Below are 23041 nucleotides of genomic sequence, written 5' to 3' on the forward strand. Positions count from 1 at the left end.
GGCCCGACCGCCGGACAGGTCGGGCAGCGGCGCGCTGCCCAGCACCCCGCCGAGCAGCCCGCCGGGGTTCGGGCTGGCCTTGGAGCCCGACCCCGCGCCGCCGGCGCCCGGGGTGCCGCGCGACGCGGGAGCGGTGCCGCCCGAGCCGCCCGCCGGGGGCGACGCGGCCGGGGAGGTGCCCGACCCGGCGTCCGCCTTGCCCGGGTGCCCCTTGCCGCTGGGCGTGGGGGTGGCCGGCTTGGCGGACGGCGTGCCGGGCGGCGGGGTGGTCGCGCTCGGGGTGGGGGTGGCGGGGCGCGGCGCGGCGGGCGGGGGCGTGGTGGACGTACCCTTGCCGCCGGGGGCGCCGGACGGGCTGCCGGACGGCCAGACCGGAGTGCCGTAGTCGGTGGCCGGGCGGTCCGGCGCCTGGTGCGCCCGGGCGCCGGTGCGGACGGCGGCGCCGAGCATCGAGCCGAGCAGCAGGGTCAGCCCGACCACGACCGTGGTGACGACGGCGCCGCGGCGCAGCACCCGGCGGCGCAGCGCCCCGGGCGCGTCCGCGCCGAACCGGCGCCAGGCCTCCAGGTTGAGCCGCCCGTCCAGCGAGGCGAACGGCGCCCCGGCGATCAGCAGCGGGCTCCACGCCGCGAGGAAGATCAGGTCCGGGGTGTCGTAGACCGGAACGGCCCGCCAGCTGACGGTGAACAGCAGCGCGGCGGAGAGCGCCATCGCCGCACCGGCGGCGAACCGCTGCCAGAGGCCGAGGACGGTCAGCACGCCGACCACGATCTGGGTGAACGACACCACCAGGCCGGCGCCCACCGGGTGCGCCATGGCGAAGGCCAGCAGCGGCTCGGCGACCTTCCAGGGGTGCAGCGAGGAGAGCCAGCGCATCATCGAGCCGCGTTCGCCGCCGTCGAAGTACACCGGGTCGCAGAGCTTGCTGAACCCGGCGTAGACCGAGAGCGAGCCGAGGACGGCGCGCAGCGGCAGCAGCACCAGGCCGAGGTCGACCCGGCGGCCCGGGTACCAGGGCTGCCTGCCCTCGGCGTCGGCGGCGGAGACCTCGGGCAGCTCGCCGCTCGGGGCCCAGCCGTGCGGCTCGCCGACCGGTCCGACGCCCGCGTGGGTGGCGGTGCCGGCGCCCTCGCGGGGCTGGCGCGGGAGGGTCCTGACGCCCGCGAGGGAGGGGAGCACCTGGGTGTCCGCCTCGGCCAGGCGGACGCCGCCGGCCGGGGTGCCGCGCACGGCCTCCAGCAGCCGGGTGGCCGCCATGTCCCCGGGGGGCGCCTGGCCGGTCCAGGTGACGGCGGTGACCCGGCCCTTGCGGCGCGGCGCGCCGCCGGCCCCGGCCCCGGCCAGCGCCGGGACGGCGGAGGCGGGCACGACGACCTGCGGGGTGACCAGCGGACGGCGGATCAGGCCCTGGTTGGCGTACGGGTCGCCGAACGCGGCGCCGGTGGACAGCAGTCCGGCCGGGGCCTCGATCAGCGGCGCCACCGGGGCGCCGAGCCGGAGCCGGAAGCTCGCCTGGGTGCTGCTGAGCCGCGAAGGGTCCGACTCCACCTTGACGGTGTTGAGGCCGGGGCCCGCGTCTATCCCGGTGCTGCCGTCGCCGAACAGGGGGCGCCGAGGTGTTCTGGTGTCCACGCCCGTCTAACCGGGTGACGGCCGCTTAGGACACTCTCCCGAGTGGATGGACGGCACACACTTGAAGTGATCATGAAAAAAGCGATCGGGCCCGGTCGGGCCCGATCGCCTTCACTCTGTTTGCGGGGAATTCGGAAGATCGCCTGCGTTCCGGACCCCGGCCGTGCTGGGCCCCGGGCGCCGCTCAGCGGCGCCCGACGGTGCTCAGCGCTTGGCCCGCAGCCGCGCGGCCTCGTACAGCACGATGCCCGCCGCGACACCGGCGTTCAGCGACTCGGTCAGGCCGGACATCGGGATCCGGACCCGCATGTCGCAGGTCTCCGAGACCAGGCGGGACAGGCCCTTGCCCTCGCTGCCCGCGACGATCACGACCGGCCCGTTCAGCAGGTCCAGGTCGCCGATCTCGGCCTCGCCGTCGGCGGCCAGGCCGACCACCATCAGGCCGGCCTTCTGGTAGGCCTCCAGGGTGCGGGTCATGTTGGTGGCCCGGGCGACGGGCAGCCGGGCCGCGGCGCCGGAGGAGGTCTTCCACGCACCGGCGGTCATGCCGGCCGCGCGGCGCTCGGGGATGACCACGCCGTGCGCGCCGAAGGCGGCTGCGGAGCGGACCACCGCGCCCAGGTTGCGCGAGTCGGTCACGCCGTCCAGCGCGATGATCAGCGGGTCCTGGCCGGCGTCGGCGGCGTCCGCCAGCAGGTCCTCGGGGTGCGCGTACTCGTACGGGGGCACCTGGAGCACCAGGCCCTGGTGGTTCATCCCGCCGGTCATCTGGTCCAGCTGGGGCCGCGGGGCCTCCATCAGCGGGATGCCGCGGTCGTTGGCGGCCTGGAAGGCGTCGCGGACCCGGTCGTCGGTGTCGATGAACTGCTGGACGTACAGCGCGTTGGCCGGCACGTCGCCCTGCAGGGCCTCGACCACGGAGTTGCGGCCGAAGACCAGCTCGGCGCTGCCCGCACCGCCGCGGCCGCCGCGACCGCCGCCGCCGGCCCGGCGCATTCCGGCCCGGGCCTTGGCGTCCCGCTCGCGCTTGAGCGCGGCGTTGGCGGCGCGCTGCTTCGGGTGGCCCTTGCGCTCCTCGCCGGGAGGGGTCGGGCCCTTGCCCTGGAGGGCCTTCCGGCTGTGCCCGCCGGTACCGACAGACGCGCCCTTCTTCGATCCGGGGTTGCGGCGGTTCCTGCGCTGGCTGTTGCCGGCCATGGCTGTACTTCCTGTCTGTCCGGCATGCCCCGGCCGCCCCGGTCTGCCCGGTGGCGGTCGACGGCATGCGCTACGTCATGCGGGAGGGCCGTACCGGTCCGGTACGGCCCACCCATCACCCCGATCGTCGGATGGGGTTACTGGCTGTTGATCGTCCAGCGCGGGCCGGACGGGGTGTCCTCGATCGCCAGCCCGGCCAGGCCGAGCTGGTCGCGGATGGCATCCGCGGTGGCGAAGTCCTTGCGCTCGCGCGCCGCCTGCCGCTGGTCCAGGACCAGGCGGACCAGCGAGTCGACCACACCGTGGAGGTCCTCGCCGCGCTCCGCCCCGGCCCACTGCAGGTCGAGCGGGTCGAGGCCCAGTACACCGAGCATCGCACGGACCTCGGCGAGTCGCGCCACCACGCTCTCCTTGTCGTCCGCGTTCAGGGCGCTGTTGCCCTGGCGGACGGCGGTGTGCACGACGGCCAGCGCCTGCGGCACGCCGAAGTCGTCGTCCATCGCCTCGGCGAAGGCCGGCGGCACCTCGGGCGCCGCGTCGACCGTCCCGCAGCGCTCGACGGCGCGCTGGACGAAGCCCTCGATCCGGCCGAAGCCGGCCTCGGCCTCGCGCAGCGACTCCTCGCTGTACTCGATCATCGAGCGGTAGTGCGGGCCCGCCAGGTAGTAGCGGAGCACGATCGGCCGCCACGCCCGGACCATCTCGGAGACCAGCACCGAGTTGCCCAGCGACTTGCTCATCTTCTCGCCGGCCATGGTGACCCAGGCGTTGTGCACCCAGAAGTTGGCGAAGTCGTCGCCGTAGGCCTTGGACTGGGCGATCTCGTTCTCGTGGTGCGGGAAGATCAGGTCCAGCCCGCCGCCGTGGATGTCGAAGGCGGCGCCCAGGTACTTGTGGGCCATCGCCGAGCACTCCAGGTGCCAGCCCGGCCGCCCGCGGCCCCACGGGGTCTCCCAGCTCGGCTCGCCCGGCTTGGCGGCCTTCCACATCGCGAAGTCGCGCTGGTCCCGCTTGCCGGTCTCGCCCTCGCCCTCGGGCTGGCGCAGGTCGTCCAGCTTCTGGTTGGAGAGTGCCAGGTAGTCCGGGTACGAGCGGACGTCGAAGTAGACGTTGCCGTCGGCCGCGTAGGCGTGGCCCGTCTCGATGAGCCCGCGCATCATCTCGATCATCTCGGGGATGTGCCCGGTGGCCCGCGGCTCGACGGTCGGCGGCAGGCAGCCCAGCGCGTCGTAGCCGTCGTTGAAGGCGCGCTCGTTCTGGTAGCCGATCTGCCACCACGGCGTGCCGAGCTCGCGCTCCTTGGCGATGATCTTGTCGTCGATGTCGGTGACGTTCCGGACGAAGGTCACCTGGTAGCCGCGGTAGGCGAACCACCGCTGCATGATGTCGAAGTTGAGCCCGGACCGGATGTGCCCGATGTGTGGCGCCGACTGGACGGTAGCGCCGCACAGGTAGATCGAGACACAACCCGGTACAAGCGGGACGAAGTCGCGTACCTGGCGGGTGCTGGTGTCGTACAGACGAATGCTCACAGCGTCAAGCGTAGTGGGCAGCAGGGGGTGCCCCGCCACATTCCCCCGGGAAACGGTGGGCTGTGGCGGGGTCGGACGCTGCCGCGGACGCGGCTCAGATGTTGCCGAGCACCTTGCTCGGGGCGAGCCGGACGGTCACCCGGACGTCGTCCGGGCCGTCCATCGTGTACTTGTCCTGGCCCATGTACTTGCCGGCCAGCTCGTCGATCAGCTCCCGGCCGCCCTCGGTGGTCATCGAGACCTCCCCGCGCGCCTCCAGGTACTCGTACGGGCTGTCCGCCGGGTTGATCAGGATCGAGACCCGCGGGTCCCGCACCAGGTTGAGGTGCTTGCGACGGCCCTGGACGGTGGAGAACAGGATGTCGTCGCCCTCCCGCTTGACCCAGACCACGGTGGACTGGGGGCTGCCGTCGGGCTGGATCGTGGAGACCACGGCGAAGCTCTTGGTGTCGAGCAGGGCCTTGGCGCGGTCGGAGAGCTGGGCGGACACGGTTTACCTCTTCTCGTCGGCGGTGCGGCCCGAGCGGAAGTCCCGTACGGGCCCGAGCCGAACAGTAGCGACTCGGGCCCCGCGGACACCGGGTGAACACCCGTCAGGGACGGTTTCTTCCCGCCGCTCGGCGCGGCCGGCTCAACGCCGCTCGTACACCAGGGCGGTGGCGATCGCGGCCAGACCCTCGGCCCGGCCGGTCAGCCCCAGCCCGTCGGTGGTGGTGCCGGAGACGGACACCGGGGCACCGGCCGCCTCGGACAGCGCGGCCTGCGCCTCGGCCCGGCGCCTGCCGATCTTCGGCCGCACGCCGATCACCTGGACCGAGACGTTGCCGATCTCGAAGCCCGCCGCGCGGACCAGCCGGGCCGCCTCGCCGAGCAGCTTCACCCCGGACGCGCCGGCCCACTCCGGGCGGTCGGTGCCGAAGTGGGCGCCCAGGTCGCCGATCCCGGCGGCCGAGAACAGCGCGTCGCAGGCGGCGTGCGCGGCGACGTCGGCGTCCGAGTGCCCGGAGAGCCCGATCCCGGCGTCCGGCCACTCCAGCCCGGCCACCCAGAGCGGGCGGCCGGCCTCGAAGGCGTGCACGTCGGTGCCGATCCCGACGCGGGGGATCACCGGGGCCTGCGGGGCGGCGGGCACCGGAGCGGCGGTCGTCGGGTCAGTAGGCATCGGCGGCCCTCCTGCGGGCGAGTACGGCCTCGGCGAGCACGAGGTCCAGCGGACGGGTGACCTTGAACGCCTCCTCGTGGCCGGGCACCACGACGACCCGGCCGCCGTAGCGCTCGACCAGGCCGGCGTCGTCGGTGACCGCGGGCGCGTCGGCGGTGCCCGCGCTCTCATCGGCCAGCGCCTTGGCGTGCACCTCGACCAGGGTGGCCCGGTCGAAGCCCTGCGGGGTCTGCACCGCGCGAAGGGTGGCGCGCTCGGGCGTGTCGAGCACCGGCTCGGGGCCACCCGGGTTCGGCTCGACCCGCTTCACCGTGTCGGCCAGCGGCACCGCCGGCACCACCGCCCGCGCCCCGGCCCGGACGGCGGCCGCGACGGCGTCCACCACCTCGACCGGGACCAGCGGGCGGGCCGCGTCGTGCACCAGCACGATCCCGACCTCGTCCGGGATCGCGGCCAGGCCCAGCCGGACCGACTCCTGGCGGGTCGCCCCGCCGGCCACCACCCGGATGTCCTTGTCGTCCAGCCCGTGGCTGTCCAGCAGGGCGACCACCTCGGCCACCCCGTTGGCGGGCGCGGCGACCACGACCAGGCCGACCGCCCGGCTGCGGGCCAGGGCCCGGACGGCGTGCACCAGGAGCGGCACGCCCCCGAGCTCCCGCAGGGCCTTCGGGGCCCCCGGCCCCAGCCGCTCACCGCGTCCGGCGGCGGGCACCACTGCTGCTGCGACTGCTCCTGACGCGTTCAGGTTTCACTCCTTCGGCGAAGTGGGTATGGCCATGGCGTGCCCGGCGGGCGCACCGGGCCCCTTCCGAAGAACCACGGTCCACCGCCCGCCGCACAGCTCCGCAAGCTCCGCACGACAACGGGTGCAGAAACGCTCTTGCAGGCCTGGGCCGGCTGGGGCGGGTGGCGTGGTCCGGACATGCCTCAGCGCCCGAAGTGCCACTGCACCACTCGCGAACGGTTCGTCCGCGGAGTGGTGCGTCGGCACCGGGCGCTGTGAGCGTTGGGCGGCAGCCCGACCGCACTGCGGTGGCGTGCGCTACGAGGCGAGGACCTCGTCGAGCAGCGTCTCCGCCTTGTCCTCGTTGGTGTTCTCCGCCAGCGCGAGCTCGCTGACGAGGATCTGGCGCGCCTTCGCGAGCATCCGCTTCTCGCCGGCCGAGAGGCCGCGCTCGCGCTCGCGGCGCCACAGGTCGCGGACGACCTCGGCGACCTTGATGACGTCGCCCGAGGCGAGCTTCTCCAGGTTCGCCTTGTAGCGACGGGACCAGTTGGTCGGCTCTTCCGTGTACGGCGCCCGCAGCACCTCGAAGACCCGGTCCAGACCCTCCTGGCCGACTACATCGCGCACGCCGACGAACTCCGCGTTCTCGGCGGGCACGCGGAGCGTCAGGTCTCCCTGCTGCACCTTGAGCACCAGGTAGGTCTTGTCCACACCTTTGATCTGGCGAGTTTCGATGGCCTCGATCAGCGCGGCCCCGTGATGGGGGTAGACCACCGTGTCGCCAACCTTGAACGTCATGTGACAGGACCCCTTCCGTGGCTTTCCAGAATAACACGCTTCTCGGCCCACCCGAAGGGCGTTTTCGCAGGTCAGGGCCGGTCTCGGGGCTTGACAAGGACCCCCATGACGTGCTGCGACCAGTGTTCGAGAGGGGCTTCCCGCAGGTCGGAGGCGGTTCCGGGGTTCGGCGAAACCCTTGCGCAACACCCCCGCAACCGTGATTGGATCTTGAGCTTTCACCCCTTTCCGGGTCGCGGCCGAATCGTTATTCGATCTTGGTCGAAGCTTGTCCGTCACGTGACCCGAACATGCCGACCGTACCGCCGGACGGCCCCCGGCGGGCCCCGGGAGCGCGACACGGGGACCACCCCGTGAGGAGCGCATAAACGAGGTCGATAATCTGAGACCTGACCTACCGACACGTGACCTAGGAGAAGCCGCCGCCGTGAGCCGCAGCCTTCGACGCGGCAGCATCGCCGCCATCGCCGCCATCGCCATCGCCTCGCTGTCCTCCTGCGCCGCCGGCAACACGCCGGACACCCTGCAGATCAAGCCGGACAACGCGGCGGCGACCATCGGAACGCACCTCCGACTGAACAACATCGTGGTCGTCACCGGTCAGGGCGCCGTCGGCGACCACACCGGTCCCGCGAACGTGGTCGTGAACATCGCGAACACCGCGGACACCCCGGCCGAGCTCCAGTCCGTCACCGTCGGCGGTGCCGCCACCACCTTCGCGGACGCCGCCGGCGCGCCGCTGTCCGGCATCGTCGTCCCGGCCGGCGGAGCCGTGGCGATCGGCGGTCAGGGCAACCCGACCGCCACCGCCTCCTCCGCGACCGTCCACGTCGGCGGCTTCGCCCCGACCGTCTTCACCTTCAAGGACGGCCAGAAGGTCGAGGCCCAGGCCGCCGTGAGCCCGGACTCGGGCGAGCACGGCCACGGCCTCTACCAGGGTTACGGTCCGACCCCGTCGCCGACCGCCACCCCCGCCAAGACCACCACCCCCGGTGCCACCGCCCCGGCCGCCGGCACCACCCCGGGCGCGCCGACCACCGGTGGCGCCGTCCCGGCCGGCACCACCGCCCCGGCCGCGCACTGACGCCGCACTCCGCTCCGGTGGGCCCGCCCTGGCCCGCCTGAGCGACGCGAAGGCCCCCTCCGGCTGCTGCCGGCGGGGGCCTTCCGCGTGGTCGGGGCGGTTTACGGCTCGAACTTGTAGCCCAGGCCGCGGACGGTGACCAGGTAGCGCGGCGCGCCCGGGTCCGGCTCGATCTTGGCCCGCAGGCGCTTCACGTGGACGTCCAGGGTCTTGGTGTCGCCGACGTAGTCCGCGCCCCACACCCGGTCGATCAGCTGCATCCGGGTGAGCACCCGGCCCGCGTTGCGCAGCAGCATCTCCAGCAGGTCGAACTCCTTGAGCGGCAGGTCGACCTTGGCGCCGTCCACCGTCACCACGTGGCGGTCGACGTCCATCCGGACCGGGCCCGCCTCGAGGGCGCCCGGGCCGTTGCCGTTGTCCCCCGCGCCGCCGTCCTCGCCGCGGCGGCGCAGCACCGCGCGGATCCGCGCGACCAGCTCGCGGGTGGAGTACGGCTTGGTGACGTAGTCGTCAGCGCCTATCTCCAGCCCGACGACCTTGTCGATCTCGCTGTCCTTGGCGGTCACCATGATCACCGGGACGTTGGAACGCACCCGGAGCTGGCGGCAGACCTCCGTGCCGGGCAGGCCCGGCAGCATCAGGTCGAGCAGGACGAGGTCGGCACCATTGCGTTCGAACTGCTCCAGGGCGTCGGGGCCGGTGGCGGCGACGGCCACCTCGAAGCCCTCCTTGCGGAGCATGTACGAGAGGGCGTCACTGAACGACTCCTCGTCCTCGACCACCAGTACTCGGGTCACGATCAGGCCTCCGGGGCAAGCTGAGGGGTTGTGTCTGACAGGTGTTGTTCCCGCTCCCCGGCGGGGAGCGAACGGGCCTTGCGGTCCGTGGTGAGGGTCGGGGGTGCGGCGGGGTCGCCGCCCGGCGCGTGGTCCGTCCCGTCGTCGAACTCGTCGTCGGGCTCGTCCTCCACCGGGGCCCGCCCGGCGGGCAGGCGGACGGTGAAGGTCGAACCCTGGCCCTCGACGCTCCACACCGAGACGGTGCCGCCGTGCGAGGCCGCGACGTGCTTGACGATGGACAGGCCCAGACCGGTGCCGCCGGTCGCCCGGGAGCGGGCGGGGTCGACGCGGTAGAACCGCTCGAAGACCCGCTCGCGGTCCTTCTCGGAGATGCCGATGCCCTGGTCGGTGACCGAGATCTCGATCAGCTCGCCGTCCGCCTCCCCGAGCGCCGCGGCGCTGGAGATCCGGCGGGTGGCGATGGCCACCCGGGTGCGGGGCGGGCTGTAGTTGACGGCGTTCTCGACCAGGTTGCCGAGCGCGGCGGCGAGCTGGCCGCGGTTGCCGTGCAGGTAGAGGCCGGCGATGCCGCCCGCCGCGATCAGGATCTGCTTGGCGGCGGCCTGCTGGCGGCAGCGGTCGATCGCCTCGACGATCAGCTCGTCCACCGCGACCGGCTCCGGGTCGACCATCAGCCGGTCGTCCTGGACCCGGGAGAGGTCGATGATCTCCTGGACCAGGCTGGCCAGTCGGGCCGCCTCGACCTGCATGCGGCCGGCGAAGCGCTGCACCGCCTCCGGATCGTCGGACGCGTCGACGACCGCCTCGGAGAGCAGCGACAGGGCACCGACCGGCGTCTTGAGCTCGTGGCTGACGTTGGCCACGAAGTCCCGGCGGACGGCCTCCACCCGGCGCCGCTCGGTCTGGTCCTCGACCAGCACCAGCACCAGTCGGGAGCCCAGCGGGGCCACCCGGACGGAGACCGCGAGCGGCTCCGCCGCGCGGGCCGCGCCCGGCCGGGGCACCTCCAGTTCGACCTGGCGGATCTCGCCGTCCCGGCGGGTGGAGCGGGCCAGCGAGAGCATCTGGTCCACGGCGACGGCGCCACCGCGCACCAGGCCCATCGCGTACGCCGCCGAGCTGGCCTTGACCACCTCGTCGCCCTCGCCCAGCACGATCGCGCAGGAGCGGAGCACGGAGAGTACGGTGTCGACCCCGGGCGGCAGCGGCGGCTCGGGGTGGCCGGTGCCCAGGGACTGGTACCGGCCGGGGTTCCTGCCGCCGGTTCCGCTGTACCTGCCCTTGGCCTGCTCGCGCTCGCTCCAGCGGAAGGCGATGGAGGCGGTGAGGCCGACGCCGAGCCCGGCTATGGCACAGGCAGCGGCGGCGGCCACGTTCACGTCCATGTGGCCAGCGTAAGCGCACGGCCAGGGCACTCCCCAAGCCTGGGATCAAGGCATCGACCACGCGTTGCCGAGAATTCACCTTCAGGTAGCTGCCGATTCACCGGAGCGGCCGTGCACCGTCGCCCTGACGGCGGAAAGTTGGCCAGGCAGCCCGTGTGGGACAGATCGGTGTGCCGAACAGCGGCCACCGGCTCGGGTGTGCGCGTACGATGCGCGCCACCAGCAGCGGTCTCCCGGACGCCGGAACGACGGTCGGACGGGTTGACCGGTCGGCACCGCCACCGACACAGCTACTGAGGAGAGAACATGCGCGACGCGTACCACGAGGAACTCGATGCGATCGGCGACAGCCTGGTCGAGATGGCCCGGCTGGTCGGATCGGCGATGGGCCGGGCCACCACCGCCCTCCTCGACGCGGACCTGGCGCTGGCGGAGAGCGTGATCGCCGCCGACGAGAAGGTCAACGACCTCCACCACGAGCTGGAGAACCGGGCCATCGACCTCCTCGCCCGCCAGCAGCCGGTCGCCACCGACCTGCGCATCGTCGTCACCTCGCTGCGGATGAGCGCCGACCTGGAGCGCTGCGGCGACCTCGCCCGGCACGTCGCCAAGGTCGCGCGGATGCGCTACCCCGACACCGCGGTGCCGGGCGACCTGCAGTCCACCGTCCTGGAGATGGGCCAGCTCGCCCAGCGCCTGGTGGCCAAGGCCGGCCTGGTCATAGCCACCAAGGACGTCGACAAGGCCCTGGAGATGGAGCAGGACGACGACGCGATCGACTCGCTGCACCGCGAGCTGCTGTCGCACCTGATCGACGAGCGCTGGCACCACGGCATCGAGACCGCCGTCGACATCACCCTGGTCGGCCGCTACTACGAGCGCTTCGCGGACCACGCGGTGTCGGTCGCCAAGCGCGTGGTGTACCTGGTGACGGGCGAGCACGTGGCCGAGTTCGTGGCCGCCACCGAGGCCGCCGAGGCCGCGCCGGTCGACTGACCGCCGGTCCCGGCACCGGCGGGGGCGGGGGCGGTACCGGCGGGCGCCGTGGCCGCCCCGGCTCCCCCCGAGGGGTGTGTAAACCCGTGACGAGGGTGGTGCGGGCGCACGGTCCTCCGTGCGCCCCACCACTGCGCGCCCGTTGACGCCCCCTCCGTTCGGCGGTTTCACTCGACGGTGGGGGCACAGGAGTGCGCCCGTCCTTAGGAGGGAAGCTCGATGAAGGCCAACCCGACCCGACCGGCAACCGCCCACGACACCGTCGAGCCGCCCGCCCCGAAGCTGCTCCCCGTCCTCGCCGCCGGCTGCGGCTGCGGCCCGGGCTGCGGCTGCGGCTGCCAGTCCGGCGCTCCCTGCCAGTGCGGCGGAGCCGACGGCGGCTGCTGCGGTGGCCACTGAGCGGCCCGCCGACCACGGAGTCCCCGAGGTGCACGGTCTTCCTGCGGCCGTGCACCTCGCTCGTGTCGCCGCCCCCTCGCGGGGTCAGAACCTGACGTCGGTGCAGGAGTAGAAGGCGTTGCCGGTGTCGGCGATCGTCCAGACCGCGACGACCACCTGGTGCCCGGTGCGCCCGCTCGGGATGGTCGCGGTGTGGCTGAGCGTGCTCGGCACCTGCACCCCGCCGTACGGGACGGTCAGGAAGGGCGTCAGGTCCAGGTTGGCCCGGGTGACGGGCTGGCTCGCGTCGTAGCCCGGCTTGGTCATGTAGTACCGGAAGTCCGTGGTCGCGTGCCGGGCGGTGAACGTCCAGGTGAAGGTGAGCTGCCGGCCCGCCGTCACCGGGGTGGTCGGCCAGGCGCCCGCGTGGGGGTCGTCCAGCTCGGCGAAGCGCGCGTTGCCGCCGGCACAGATGGCGCCGTCCGAGGGGCCGAGGGCCGGGAAGCCCTTGGGGCCCTCGACGCTCTGCGGCTCCCACTGGATGTCGCCGCAGTCCCACGGGACGCCGTCGACGTGGGTGTCGCAGAGCGCGGCGCGGCTGGGCGGGGTCGAGATCCAGCCGTGGGACGAGGCCGGGAAGGCGAGGGTCAACGGGATCGCCAGCGCGGCGACGGCCGCCCCGACGATGTGGTGTGTGCGCATGGTGCTCCTCCGTGGGGGTGGATGGAGTGTGCGCCGGGGCGCAGACGCGCGCGTTGGGGGTGCGGCGGCCCGGACGGGGGGAGATCCTGGCATGCCTGCGCCGGTCCGGTGCCTCACGGTAGGAGCCGCCGGCCGAGCCCGTCAATGGTCTGAACCACTTTGCCGGCCTTCCCAACTCCCTTGCCAAGCAATCGAGTTGGCCTCGAACCGACCGAAAACGAACGAAGGCCCCGCCGCCCGGTCTACCCGGGCGGCGGGGCCGTAGCGGCAAGTGGCCTACTTCTTGCCCTGGTTCTTGACCGCCTCGATCGCGGCCGCGGCGGCGTCCGGGTCGAGGTAGCGGCCGCCCGGGGTGACGGGCTTGAAGTCGGCGTCCAGCTCGTACACCAGCGGGATGCCGGTCGGGATGTTCAGGCCGGCGATGGCCTCGTCGGAGATGCCGTCGAGGTGCTTGACCAGCGCGCGCAGGCTGTTGCCGTGGGCGGTGACCAGGACGGTCTTGCCGCCGGCGAGGTCCGGGACGATGGCGTCGTACCAGTACGGGAGCATCCGCTCGACGACGTCCTTCAGGCACTCGGTGCGCGGACGCAGCTCGCTCGGGATCTCGGCGTAGCGGGCGTCACCGGCCTGGGAGTACTCGGCGTCGTCGGCCAGCACCGGCGGCGGGGTGTCGTACGAGCGGCGCCACAGCTGGAACTGCTCCTCGCCGAACTCGGCCAGGGTCTGGGCCTTGTCCTTGCCCTGGAGCGCGCCGTAGTGGCGCTCGTTCAGCCGCCAGCTGCGGCTGACCGGGATCCAGTGCCGGTCGGCCTTGTCCAGGGCGATCTGCGAGGTGCGGATGGCGCGGCGCAGCAGCGAGGTGTGCAGCACGTCGGGAAGCAGGCCCTCGGCGGCCAGGAGCTCGCCGCCACGGGCGGCCTCCTTCTCGCCCTTCTCGTTGAGGTCGACATCGACCCAACCGGTGAACAGGTTCTTCTGGTTCCACTGGCTCTCGCCGTGGCGGAGCAGGATGAGTCGGTACGTCGTGTCAGCCATGGCCCCAGCTTAGTGGGGGGCCGGAAAACCCCTGGTGGGGACCTACGACCGCTGTGTAATGTGTGCCCAGCGCATCTGACACTTACATCCGTCGGCTGACCGGGCCTGCCCGCGCCGCTCAGCGGACGCCTGCCCTCGGGAGCCCCCACATGCTCGTCACCGCCCGGTTCCGAAGAGTGCTCCAGGAGACGGCGGGCGGGCTGCCGCGCCAGTTCTGGTGGCTCTGGGTGAGCACCCTGGTGAACAAGCTGGGCGCGTTCGTCGTTCCGTTCCTGGCGATGTACCTGACCAAGGACCGGGGGTACTCGGCCTCCTACGCGGGCCTGGTGGCCTCGCTGTTCGGCCTCGGCTCGGCCGCCGCGGCACTCCTCGCGGGCGTGCTGACCGACCGGATCGGGCGACGCCCCACGCTGCTGGGCGCCCAGCTCGGCACCGCGCTGTTCACCACCGTGCTCGGCTTCACGGACGGCCAGGTGGCGATCGCCGTGGTGGCCTTCCTGGTGGGCCTGTTCAACAACGCCACCCGGCCGCCCACCTCGGCCGTCATCGCCGACCTGGTGCCGCCCGAGGACCGGGTCCGCGCGTACTCGCTGAACTACTGGGCGGTCAACATCGGCTTCGGCCTCTCGGCCGCCCTGGCCGGTCTGATCGCCACCCACGGGTACCTCACGCTCTTCCTGCTGGACGCGTTCTCCACCCTGGTCTGCGCGCTGGTGATCTTCGTCCGGATCCCGGAGACCAGGCCGCAGGTCGCCCCCGACCAGTCGGCGGACTCCGCCGAACCCCGGATCAGCCTGCTCTCGGTGTTCCGGGACGCCCCGTTCATGGCGCTGGTCGGGCTGACCCTGATGCTCGCGCTGGTCTTCCAGCAGGGCAGCACCACGCTGGCCGTGGACATGGGCGCGGCCGGGATCACCTCCACCGAGTACGGCCTGGTCATCGGCCTGAACGGGCTGCTGATCGTGGTCCTCCAGATCCCGCTCACCCGGTGGATGCAGGGCCGTTCGCGGACCGGGCTGCTGATCGCCAGCTGTCTGCTCACCGGCTGGGGCTTCGGGCTGGCGGCGGTGGCCGGGTCCTCGGCCTGGCTGTTCGCGCTCTCGGTGGCGGTCTGGACGGTCGGCGAGATCCTCAACACGCCGGTGATGATGGGACTGGTCGCCGAGCTGGCGCCGGCCCACGGGCGCGGTCGCTACCAGGGCGTGTTCAGCCTCTCCTGGTCGCTCGCCTCGTTCCTCGGCCCGGCGGGCGGCGGGCTGCTGCTCCAGCACGCCGGGCCGGTGGTGCTCTGGACGACCTGCGGGGCGGTCGGAACCGCCACCGCGGCCGGGTACCTGGTGCTGGCCCGCCGGACGGGCGCGGTGGGGCGCCCCCGGCCCGTGGCGACGGAGATCGCGGCGCCCGCGGCGGAGCCGGAGAAGGCCCCGGCGGGCGCCTGAGCGGACGGGTCAGCCGGCGTCCGGGGCGTCGGCCCCGGGGGCGGGGGCGTCGGCCCCGGGGGCGGGGGCGTCGGCCCCGGGGGCGGGGGCGTCGGCCCCGGGGGCGGGGGCGGCCAGGTGGGCGAAGGCGGCCAGGTTGCGGGTGGACTCCCCGCGCTTGGTCCGCCACTCCCACTCCCGCCGGATCGCCGTGGCGAAGCCCAGCTCCAGCAGGGTGTCGAACGGCTCGTCGGCGTTCTCCAGCACCGTCCCGAGCAGCCGGTCCACGACCTGCGGGGTGAGCGCCTCCAGCGGCAGCCGGCCGGCCAGGTAGACGTCGCCGAGCGCGTCGATCGCGTACCCGACGCCGTACATCCGGGTGTTGCGTTCCAGCAGCCAGCGGTAGACGGCCTCGTGGTTCTCGTCCGGGCGGCGGATCACGAAGGCGTTCACCGAGAGGGTGTGGTCGCCGACCCGCAGGGCGCAGGCGGTGCTCAGCTTCCGGGTGCCGGGGAGGGCCGCCACCAGCGTGTACGGGTCGGCGGCGGCCGGCTCCCAGGCCACCCCGGCGTCGTCCAGGGCGGTGCGCAGGAGGGTCAGGGCCTCGTCCTTGGTGCGGATTGCCATGAGGGTGACGTTACTCGCCGGTACCGGGCGGGCGCAGCCCAGACGCCCCCCGACCTCACCCGCTCGCGGCCTCAGGCCAGGCGCTGCCTGGCCCCGGCGAACCGGCCGCCAGGGCGGGCCATGCTGCCGGCGTACACCTCGGCGGTGGTCGCCGCGGCGGTGTCCCAGCCGAAGGCGGCCGCGTGCCGGGCCGCCGCCTCGCCGCGCCGGGCCACCAGGCCCCGGTCGGTGACGTACGGCTCCAGCGCGTACGACCAGTCCAGCGGGTCGTGGCCCTGCACCAGGGAGCCGGTCTCGCCGTCCCGCACCGCGACCGGCAGGCCGCCGACCGCGGCCGCCACCACCGGGGTGCCGCAGGCCTGCGCCTCCAGCGCGACCAGCCCGAAGGACTCGCTGTACGAGGGCATCACCAGCGCCGTCGCCGCGCGGTACCAGTCCGCGAGCTGCGGCTGGCCGACCGGCGGGTGGAACCGCACCACGTCGCAGATGCCCAGCTGGGCGGCGAGCTTGTGCAGGCTCTCCGGCCGGGCCAGCCCGGTGCCGGACGGACCGCCGACCACCGGCACCACCAGGCGCTCGCGCAGCTCCGGACGGCGGGCCAGCAGCGCGGCGACCGCCCGCAGCAGCACGTCCGGGGCCTTCAGCGGCTGGATCCGGCCGGCGAACAGCAGCACCGCGGCGTCCTGCGGCAGGCCCAGCCGGGCCCGCGCGGCGGCGGACGTCCGCGGCCCGCCGGGGCGGAAGACGTCCAGGTTGACCCCCGGGTGGACGACGGCCAGCTGGTCCGGCCGGGCGCCGTAGTGCCGGGCCAGCTCGGCGGCCTCCTCGGTGGTGTTGGCGATCAGCCGGTCGGCCGCCTCCACCACCTGGGTCTCCCCGATCACCCGGGCCGCGGGCTCGGGCGTGTCGCCCACGGCCAGCGCGGCGTTCTTGACCTTCGCCATGGTGTGCATGGTGTGCACCAGCGGCACCCCCCAGCGCTGCGCGGCCAGCCAGCCGACCTGCCCGGAGAGCCAGTAGTGCGAGTGCACCAGGTCGTAGTGGCCGGGGCGGTGGCCCGCCTCCGTCCGCAGCACCCCGTGGGTGAAGGCGCACAGCTGGGCCGGCAGGTCCTCCTTGACCAGGCCCTCGTACGGCCCGGCGGTGACGTGCCGCACCAGCACGCCCGGGGCCAGCTCGACCGTCGGCGCGTCGTCCGAGCAGATCGACCGGGTGAACACCTCGACCTCGATGTCGAGGTCGGCCAGGCGCTTGGCCAGCTCGACGATGTAGACGTTCATCCCGCCGGCGTCACCGGTGCCGGGCTGGTGCAGCGGCGAGGTGTGGACGCTCAGCATGGCTATCCGGCGCGGGCGGCGGCGGCCGGGGACGAGCGACTGGAGCCGGCCGCGCGCGGGGGCGGCGGACTGGGCACGGCGTACCGAACGGACGGGGTGCTGGATCACCTGGCTGAAGCCTCCTCTGTGCGGCCCGTCTAGGCCGCCCGCGCCGGGCCGCCCGTTGTCCGGTGTGCGCTGCCCCGTCCTGGGCACACATCACCACCAGTGTGCCAACCACACGGACCGCCCGGGGCATTCCCGCCGCCGCCCACCGGCCGGACCGAGGACCATCGCCCCAGGTCAGCGCGGTCGGCCCGGCGGCCCGACTACCCTTCTGGGCATGGCTGCCTCCTTCGACCCCGCTCCCGCCGCGCCCGCCCGCGGACGGACCGGACGCCCGGTGGGAACGGTCACCCGGGGCACCACCAACACCAACCGGCTGCGCCGGATGGACCGCTGGATCGCCCACACCCTGGGCCGCGCGCTGCGCGCCGCCGACCGCCCGCCGGTCGCGGTGGACCTCGGTTACGGGGCCGCGCCGTGGACCGCCGTCGAGCTGGCCGGGCGCCTGCGCACGGTGCGGCCGGACGTCCGGGTGGTCGGGATCGAGATCGAACCGGAGCGGGTCGCCGCCGCGCTGCCGTACGCCGAGCCGCCGCTGCTCACCTTCCGGCGCGGGGGCTTCGAGGTGCCGCTGGACGGGGGCGCGCCGGCCCAGCTGATCCGGGCCGCCAACGTGCTGCGGCAGTACGACGAGTCGGCGGTGGCCGGGGTGTGGGAGCGGCTGTGCGCGCGGCTCGCCCCGGACGGGCTGCTGGTCGAGGGCACCTGCGACGAGGTCGGACGGCGGCACGTCTGGGTCGCGCTCGGCCCGGAGGGGCCCCGGACGGTGACCTTCGCGGCCCGGTTGGGCGGCCTCGGCCAGCCCTCCGACCTGGCCGAGCGGCTGCCGAAGGCGCTGATCCACCACAACGTGCCGGGGCGGCCGGTGCACGCCTTCCTGGCCGACTTCGACCGGGCCTGGGCGGCGGCCGCGCCGTACGGGGCGTTCGGGGCGCGGCAGCGCTGGGCGGCGGCCTGCGCGGCGCTCTCGGGCAGCTGGCCGCTGGTGGACGCGCGCGGCCGGTGGCGGCAGGGCGAGGTCACGGTGCCCTGGTCGGCGCTCGCGCCGTAGCGGGCGGCCGACCGGACCGGACCGACCGGGGAGCCTGCGAGCGCGGGGACGCACGGGAGTTCGCGACAGGCCCGGGAGCGCGCGGAAGGTTGGTGCACGCCGGATCTGGTGAGCGATCCGACGCATTCACTCGAACGAGTTATCGAATACCTATGGCGTGTTGACGCCCCGGCACGCCACGATGGTGCCGACCGAGCGGTGGCACCACACGCCGCTCGGTCGGCACCACGCCCCACGCAACACGCCCCACGCTCCACCGTCAGCCGTCCTGCTCGGACAGCTCCCCCCGAGCCCGCTCGAACACCTCGTACATCTCCGACCCGAACAGCACGAACCGCACCTCCGCCAGCTCCGCCCCCGCCTGCGCGTCACCGCCGTCCAGCACCTCCGCGACGGTGCCGAGCGCGATCCGGGCCGCGTCCGCCGGCGGCCAGCCGTAGATCCCGGCCGACACCGCCGGGAAGGCCACCGTGCGCGCGCCCAGCGCCGCCGCGGTGCGCAGCGACTCCCGATAGCAGGAGGCCAGCAGCCCCGCCCGCTCCTCGTACTCCTCCGCCCGGTACACCGGCCCGACGGTGTGCACCACCCACCGGGCCGGCAGCCGCCCGGCCGTCGTCGCCACCGCCCGACCGGTGGCCAGCCCCTTGCCCCAGTGCGAGGCCCGCAGTTTGCGGCACTCCTCCAGGATCTGCGGCCCGCCCTTGCGGTGGATCGCTCCGTCCACCCCGCCACCGCCCAGCAGGGACGAGTTGGCGGCGTTCACCACCACGTCCACCGACTGTTCCGTGATGTCACCCTCCGCCAGAGTGATCCGTGTCGTCATCGCCCGTTCCTCTCCCCCGGCCGCCCGGCTCCCGCCGGGCCGGGGCCGATTCGCCGTCCTCGTCCAGTCACCACACCGCCACCGGCGTGGCAATAACCACAACGGCGCCGGTCGGCCAGAGAAATCCCCGGAGATCACGTTATGGTCGCGAGAAGTTCCCCGACGCGCGGTGCCAGGCGGGCACTGCGGGCGGACGCCGACCGTTACGCAGTCAGGGAAAGGGAGGAACCACCGATGCCCGCAACGGGAGACGGGCGGGCACCTGGTGCCGCGGACCTGTCGGGCGCCCATGACGGCGCCCCCGTCGGTCATGCCCGCAGCCGCGCCACGACCGGACCGGCCACGACGGCTCCTCCGATACCCCACCCCCGCTCACGGGCCGCGCACGCCTCCCACCCGTCCCACGTCTCCGACCCGGCCGGCCCGCCGGCCGCGGACGGACCGGCCGACGGCGCGCCGCTGCGGCTGCTGGTCATCGAGGACGACGACTCGGACGCCCAGCTGATCAAGGCCGCGGTGGCCGACAGCGGCACCTCGATCGAGATCCACTGGGCCCGCGGCCTGGACCAGGCCACCGAACTGCTCGCCCCGCCCGCGCCCTGGGCCCGGCGCGGCCGCTCCCGCACCCCCGAGTTCGGCTGCGTGCTGCTCGACCTCGCCGCGGCCGCCGACCTGCCGCACCCGTCCGACTCCTCGGACGGGCTGGAGGGCCTGCACGAACTGCTCCGCCGGGCCCCGCACACCCCGGTCGTGGTGCTCACCGACGCCGCCGGGGCCGAACTCGGCGCCGCCGCCGTCGCGGCCGGCGCCCAGGACTTCCTGCTCAAGCACGAGACGGACGGCCCGCTGCTCGCCCGCGCCCTGCGCTACGCCGTCGAGCGCAAGCGCGCCGACGAGTCCCAGCGCCGCCTGGTCGAGGCCGAGTTGCGCGGCCAGGAGAACGCCCGCCTCCAGCGCCACCTGCTGCCCACCCCGCTGCTCGACGGCGCCGGGCTCTCCTTCACCCGGCGCTACCGCCCCGGCCGCCGCCGCGCGCTGCTCGGCGGCGACTTCTACGATGCCGTGCGCACCGACGACGGCGCCGTCCACGTCGTGATCGGCGACGTCTGCGGCCACGGCCCGGACGAGGCCGCGCTCGGCGTCGCGCTCCGGATAGCGTGGCGCACCCTGGTCTTCGCCGGCCTCACCGGCGAGGCCCTGCTCACCACCCTCCAGCACGTGCTGGAGCACGAGCGGCGCAGCGACGAGATCTTCGCGACGCTCTGCATGCTGGTCATCGAGCCCGGCGGGGTCGGCAGCGACCTCGACTCGCTCGGCGCCGCCGAACGGGCCCGGCTCTACCTCGCCGGGCACCCGGCGCCGCTGCTGCTCGGCCGGGACCACGCCCCGATCACCCTGCCCGCCGACCTCGCCGGGCCTGCGCTCGGCCTGCTTCCGTGCCACGACGGGCAGGCCGCCTGGCCCGCCCACGAGCTCGAACTGCGGCCCGGCTGGCGGCTGTTGCTCTACACCGACGGGCTGATCGAGGGACGGGTCGGGGCCGGGTCGCGCCGCCTGGGCCAGGAGGGGCTGGCGGACCTGGTCGGCGACCACCAGGCCGCCGGGCTGACCCGGGGGCGGCTGGTCGACAGCGCCATCGCCGAGGTCGAGGAGCTGAACGGCGGCGCGCTGACCGACGACGTCGCGGTGCTGCTGCTGGAGCGCAACCCGGTGCAGCTGATCCTCGGCTGACGGGCTCGGCGGCGCGAGCGCGGACGCCTGGGTGCGAAGGCCCGGGCGCGAAGGCCCGGGCGCGCAAACGCGGCGGCCCGGGCGGGTGAACTCACCGCCCGGGCCGCCGCGTTGTCCGGCGCAGGGCCTACCAGGGGCCGTACGGGCCGGTGTTGCTCCGGCCGCCCCGGCCACCGCCCCCGGTCAGCGCCCGGATCGCCGGGCGGACGTCCACCACGTAGACGATCGAGGCGACCAGACCGGCCAGGGTGCCGATGCCGGTGAAGAAGTTCACCCCGAACAGGAAGTCCCAGCCGAAGGAGATCGCCAGGATCGCCACCCAGAAGCCCTTGGTCTTCTTGTCGGCAGCCCGGTAGGCATCCTCCCGGCGGGTGGCCGCGTCGACCAGCGCGAACATCTTGTAGGCCAGGATGGCGATGGTCGCCCACCAGATCGGGTTCAGGTAGGAAAAGGCCAGAATCTGAAACACTCCGACCATTTCGATCTCCTCTGCTCTCGACTCCGGCGATGCGACCGCCGTCCATCCTGGCACGACGACCGTCCGCAACGGGGTCAACGTCCCACGGTCACCGGTTGTGCCCCGCGGGGCACGAGGTCACTGCGCGGCGTCGGCGGCGTCCTTGCGGGCCCGGGCGGACTTCTTCGGGGTGGGCGCGTCGTCGTTCTCCCCCACCGGCTCGGCCTCGACCCGCTCGACGGTCAGCTCGACCCGCTCGGCCTCGTCCGCCGCGCCAGGGCGGGCCTTGTCCACCACGACCTTGCCGCGCTCGGCGAGCTCGTCGTACGTCTCCTTGGCCTTCACGGCCAGCTCCACCGCGCGGGCCACCTGCTGCAGGGCGAAACCCTGGGCCCGCTCCTGCAGCGCCCTGAGGTCCGTCGGCAGGGCGGCGACGGTCTCGGTGACCCTGGCCTGTGCCCCGGTCAGCAGCGACTGCGCCTCCTGGAGCCTGGCGGTGGCCATCCCCTGCGCGCCCTTGCGGTCCGCCGCCAGCGCCTCGACCCGGCCGGGCACCTCGCGCAGCTTCTCGTAGGCGAGGTCCCCCGCGCCGGCCAGGGCGTACAGCGGGGTCGGGTCGCCGAGGGTCTTCTTGATCTCATCGGTGATGGGCATCGTTACCGATCCTCCCGGTGGGTGTTCTGGGTGGCGGCGCCGTCGGCCGTCGGGGTGGGAACCGCCGCGGCGTTCTCCTTGAGGAAGGCGTCGTAGACCGCGAGCAGCGCCTGCTTCTGCTGCTCGTTGATCAGCGGATCGGCCAGGATCGAGGCCCTGAGCTCCAGGCCCTCGCCCCGCCGCTCCTCCAGGATCCCGGCCTGGACGTACAGCGTCTCCGCGGAGATCCGCAGCGCCTTGGCGATCTGCTGGAGGATCTCCGCGCTCGGCTTGCGCAGCCCGCGCTCGATCTGGCTGAGGTACGGGTTGGACACGCCGGCGGCCTCCGCCAGCTGCCGCAGCGAGTACTGGGCGTTGCGGCGCTGCTCCCGGATGTACTCGCCCAGCGAGCCGACGTTCAGTGAGGCCATGCGGACAGCCTGCAGCACCCTGCTTGCAGATGCAAGCAGGGTGCTAGCGACAGCAAACGCGCCGGGGTGGGGCCGGGCCCTCGTGTCCGGCCGCCTGGGCGGGGACCGGGCCCTCCGACCGGCCCGTGGGTGGGGGCGTCAGGCCAGGTGGCTGAGGAGGAGTTCGGTGAGCCGTTCGGGGGTGCGCAGCGGGAGGTAGTGGTCGGCGTCCGGGACGAGGTGGCCGCGGGCGCCGGGGATGTCGGCGGCGAGCCGCCGGGCGATCGCCGCGATCTCCGGGTGGTCGCGGTCGCCGTGGACGACCAGGGTGGGCGCGGTGACGGTGCCGAGGACCGGCTCGGCCGCCCGGGCCGGGGCGCCGGCGAGGTGGTGCTCGCTGACGATCCGGCGGGCCGCGTTTTCCTCGACCATCCTCGCGATCAGCTCGCCGCCCGGTGCGGTGCGGCCCATGGCCGCCCAGACGGAGAGTTCCAGCTCGGCCAGCGCGGCCGCGTCGCCGCGCCGCCGGGCCTCGGCGTAGGCGGTGGTCTCCGGGGACGGCGGCCAGTCGTGACCGCTCACCGAGGCACCGACCAGGCCGAGCGCGGCGACCCTGTCCGGGTGGGCCAGGGCGAAGTCCAGCGCGGTCTCCCCGCCCATGCTCAGGCCGACCAGCGCGGCACTGCGCAGACCGAAGTGGTCCAGGACGGCGCCCAGGTCCGCGATGTCGTCGAAGACCTGCTCCGGCGCGCTGGAGCGGCCGAGGCCGCGGGCGTCGTAGCGGATCACGTCGTGGTGCCGGGACAGCTCCGGGACGACGGCGTCCCACAGTCGGGAGTCCATGCCGGAACCGTGCAGCAGCACCACCGGGCTGCCGGAGCCGCGGCGCTCCGCCCACAGCAGGCCGCCGCCGGGGGCGGGGACGTGGACCTCGGTGACGGGGGGTTCGATGTTCCGGCTCATGCGGTGATCATTCCAGAGCCGCTGTCAGGCCGTTCGGCCAGGCGGCCCGGGCGCAGGA

The 23041-nt window shown here is 74.0% G+C and carries 24 protein-coding genes; 6 read left to right on the forward strand and 18 right to left on the reverse strand.

What is annotated here, in order from left to right; genetic code table 11:
- The 7 genes from ACWDBB_RS05415 to ACWDBB_RS05445 form a co-directional block, all read right to left on the reverse strand.
- Positions 1–1632, reverse strand: a 1632-nt coding sequence (locus ACWDBB_RS05415; protein ID WP_449788310.1) for a DoxX family membrane protein, incomplete at its 3' end; no start/stop codon positions are given.
- A 204-nt stretch (positions 1633–1836) separates the two neighbouring features.
- A complete protein-coding gene (rlmB, locus tag ACWDBB_RS05420) occupies positions 1837–2829 on the reverse strand; it encodes a 23S rRNA (guanosine(2251)-2'-O)-methyltransferase RlmB (protein ID WP_449788311.1) in 993 nt (330 codons plus the stop codon).
- Positions 2830–2966: 137 nt separating this feature from the next.
- Positions 2967–4361: a cysteine--tRNA ligase gene (cysS, locus tag ACWDBB_RS05425; RefSeq protein WP_449788312.1), complete on the reverse strand. Its 1395-nt coding sequence runs from the start codon at positions 4359–4361 to the stop codon at positions 2967–2969.
- Positions 4362–4455: 94 nt separating this feature from the next.
- Positions 4456–4851: a PPOX class F420-dependent oxidoreductase gene (locus ACWDBB_RS05430; RefSeq protein WP_449788313.1), complete on the reverse strand. Its 396-nt coding sequence runs from the start codon at positions 4849–4851 to the stop codon at positions 4456–4458.
- Between the two features lie 141 nt (positions 4852–4992).
- On the reverse strand, positions 4993–5523 hold the full coding sequence (gene ispF / locus ACWDBB_RS05435) for a 2-C-methyl-D-erythritol 2,4-cyclodiphosphate synthase (RefSeq protein WP_449788314.1): 531 nt from the start codon (positions 5521–5523) through the stop codon (positions 4993–4995).
- Entirely contained in the window at positions 5513–6268 is a 756-nt protein-coding gene (gene ispD, locus ACWDBB_RS05440; protein WP_449788531.1) for a 2-C-methyl-D-erythritol 4-phosphate cytidylyltransferase, read from the reverse strand. Before ispD ends, ispF begins: the two co-directional genes overlap by 11 nt.
- A 297-nt stretch (positions 6269–6565) precedes the next feature.
- A complete protein-coding gene (locus ACWDBB_RS05445) occupies positions 6566–7048 on the reverse strand; it encodes a CarD family transcriptional regulator (protein ID WP_014136563.1) in 483 nt (160 codons plus the stop codon).
- Between the two features lie 427 nt (positions 7049–7475).
- On the opposite strand from ACWDBB_RS05445, the gene ACWDBB_RS05450 reads away from it, so the two are divergent.
- Entirely contained in the window at positions 7476–8132 is a 657-nt protein-coding gene (locus ACWDBB_RS05450; protein ID WP_449788315.1) for a DUF461 domain-containing protein, read from the forward strand.
- Between the two features lie 101 nt (positions 8133–8233).
- On the opposite strand, the gene ACWDBB_RS05455 is transcribed toward ACWDBB_RS05450, so the two are convergent.
- A complete protein-coding gene (locus ACWDBB_RS05455) occupies positions 8234–8929 on the reverse strand; it encodes a response regulator (protein WP_392867887.1) in 696 nt (231 codons plus the stop codon).
- 2 nt (positions 8930–8931) lie between these two features.
- Positions 8932–10317: a sensor histidine kinase gene (locus ACWDBB_RS05460; protein WP_449788316.1), complete on the reverse strand. Its 1386-nt coding sequence runs from the start codon at positions 10315–10317 to the stop codon at positions 8932–8934.
- 306 nt (positions 10318–10623) lie between these two features.
- Here ACWDBB_RS05460 and phoU point away from each other — a divergent pair, with 306 nt between their 5' ends.
- Complete coding sequence (gene phoU / locus ACWDBB_RS05465; protein ID WP_449788317.1) at positions 10624–11313, forward strand: phosphate signaling complex protein PhoU; 690 nt, start codon at positions 10624–10626, stop codon at positions 11311–11313.
- Positions 11314–11532: 219 nt separating this feature from the next.
- Complete coding sequence (locus tag ACWDBB_RS05470; protein ID WP_030288526.1) at positions 11533–11712, forward strand: hypothetical protein; 180 nt, start codon at positions 11533–11535, stop codon at positions 11710–11712.
- Between the two features lie 84 nt (positions 11713–11796).
- On the opposite strand, the gene ACWDBB_RS05475 is transcribed toward ACWDBB_RS05470, so the two are convergent.
- A complete protein-coding gene (locus ACWDBB_RS05475; protein ID WP_449788318.1) occupies positions 11797–12393 on the reverse strand; it encodes a lytic polysaccharide monooxygenase in 597 nt (198 codons plus the stop codon).
- 276 nt (positions 12394–12669) lie between these two features.
- Complete coding sequence (locus ACWDBB_RS05480) at positions 12670–13428, reverse strand: phosphoglyceromutase (protein WP_449788319.1); 759 nt, start codon at positions 13426–13428, stop codon at positions 12670–12672.
- Between the two features lie 149 nt (positions 13429–13577).
- On the opposite strand from ACWDBB_RS05480, the gene ACWDBB_RS05485 reads away from it, so the two are divergent.
- Positions 13578–14867: an MDR family MFS transporter gene (locus ACWDBB_RS05485; protein WP_449788320.1), complete on the forward strand. Its 1290-nt coding sequence runs from the start codon at positions 13578–13580 to the stop codon at positions 14865–14867.
- A 9-nt stretch (positions 14868–14876) separates the two neighbouring features.
- On the opposite strand, the gene ACWDBB_RS05490 is transcribed toward ACWDBB_RS05485, so the two are convergent.
- Together ACWDBB_RS05490 and mshA are read right to left on the reverse strand one after the other, a co-directional pair.
- A complete protein-coding gene (locus ACWDBB_RS05490) occupies positions 14877–15473 on the reverse strand; it encodes a YbjN domain-containing protein (RefSeq protein ID WP_449788321.1) in 597 nt (198 codons plus the stop codon).
- 71 nt (positions 15474–15544) lie between these two features.
- Positions 15545–16918, reverse strand: coding sequence for a D-inositol-3-phosphate glycosyltransferase (mshA, locus tag ACWDBB_RS05495; RefSeq protein ID WP_449788322.1), 1374 nt, complete (start codon positions 16916–16918; stop codon positions 15545–15547).
- Between the two features lie 214 nt (positions 16919–17132).
- Here mshA and ACWDBB_RS05500 point away from each other — a divergent pair, with 214 nt between their 5' ends.
- Entirely contained in the window at positions 17133–17966 is an 834-nt protein-coding gene (locus ACWDBB_RS05500) for a class I SAM-dependent methyltransferase (RefSeq protein WP_449788323.1), read from the forward strand.
- A 259-nt stretch (positions 17967–18225) separates the two neighbouring features.
- Here ACWDBB_RS05500 and ACWDBB_RS05505 read toward each other — a convergent pair whose 3' ends face one another.
- Entirely contained in the window at positions 18226–18789 is a 564-nt protein-coding gene (locus tag ACWDBB_RS05505; protein ID WP_449788324.1) for an O-acetyl-ADP-ribose deacetylase, read from the reverse strand.
- Positions 18790–19023: 234 nt separating this feature from the next.
- Here ACWDBB_RS05505 and ACWDBB_RS05510 point away from each other — a divergent pair, with 234 nt between their 5' ends.
- On the forward strand, positions 19024–20520 hold the full coding sequence (locus ACWDBB_RS05510) for a PP2C family protein-serine/threonine phosphatase (protein WP_449788325.1): 1497 nt from the start codon (positions 19024–19026) through the stop codon (positions 20518–20520).
- Positions 20521–20647: 127 nt separating this feature from the next.
- Here the strand turns inward: ACWDBB_RS05510 and ACWDBB_RS05515 are convergent, their stop codons facing one another.
- The 4 genes from ACWDBB_RS05515 to ACWDBB_RS05530 form a co-directional block, all read right to left on the reverse strand.
- A complete protein-coding gene (locus ACWDBB_RS05515) occupies positions 20648–20917 on the reverse strand; it encodes a DUF2516 family protein (protein WP_392868765.1) in 270 nt (89 codons plus the stop codon).
- Between the two features lie 198 nt (positions 20918–21115).
- Entirely contained in the window at positions 21116–21631 is a 516-nt protein-coding gene (locus tag ACWDBB_RS05520) for a hypothetical protein (protein ID WP_449788326.1), read from the reverse strand.
- A 2-nt stretch (positions 21632–21633) separates the two neighbouring features.
- A complete protein-coding gene (locus ACWDBB_RS05525) occupies positions 21634–22041 on the reverse strand; it encodes a helix-turn-helix domain-containing protein (RefSeq protein WP_449788327.1) in 408 nt (135 codons plus the stop codon).
- Positions 22042–22179: 138 nt separating this feature from the next.
- On the reverse strand, positions 22180–22983 hold the full coding sequence (locus tag ACWDBB_RS05530; RefSeq protein WP_449788328.1) for an alpha/beta fold hydrolase: 804 nt from the start codon (positions 22981–22983) through the stop codon (positions 22180–22182).
- Between the last annotated feature and the right edge of the window lie 58 nt (positions 22984–23041).

It is taken from the genome of Kitasatospora sp. NPDC001095 (assembly GCF_053598615.1).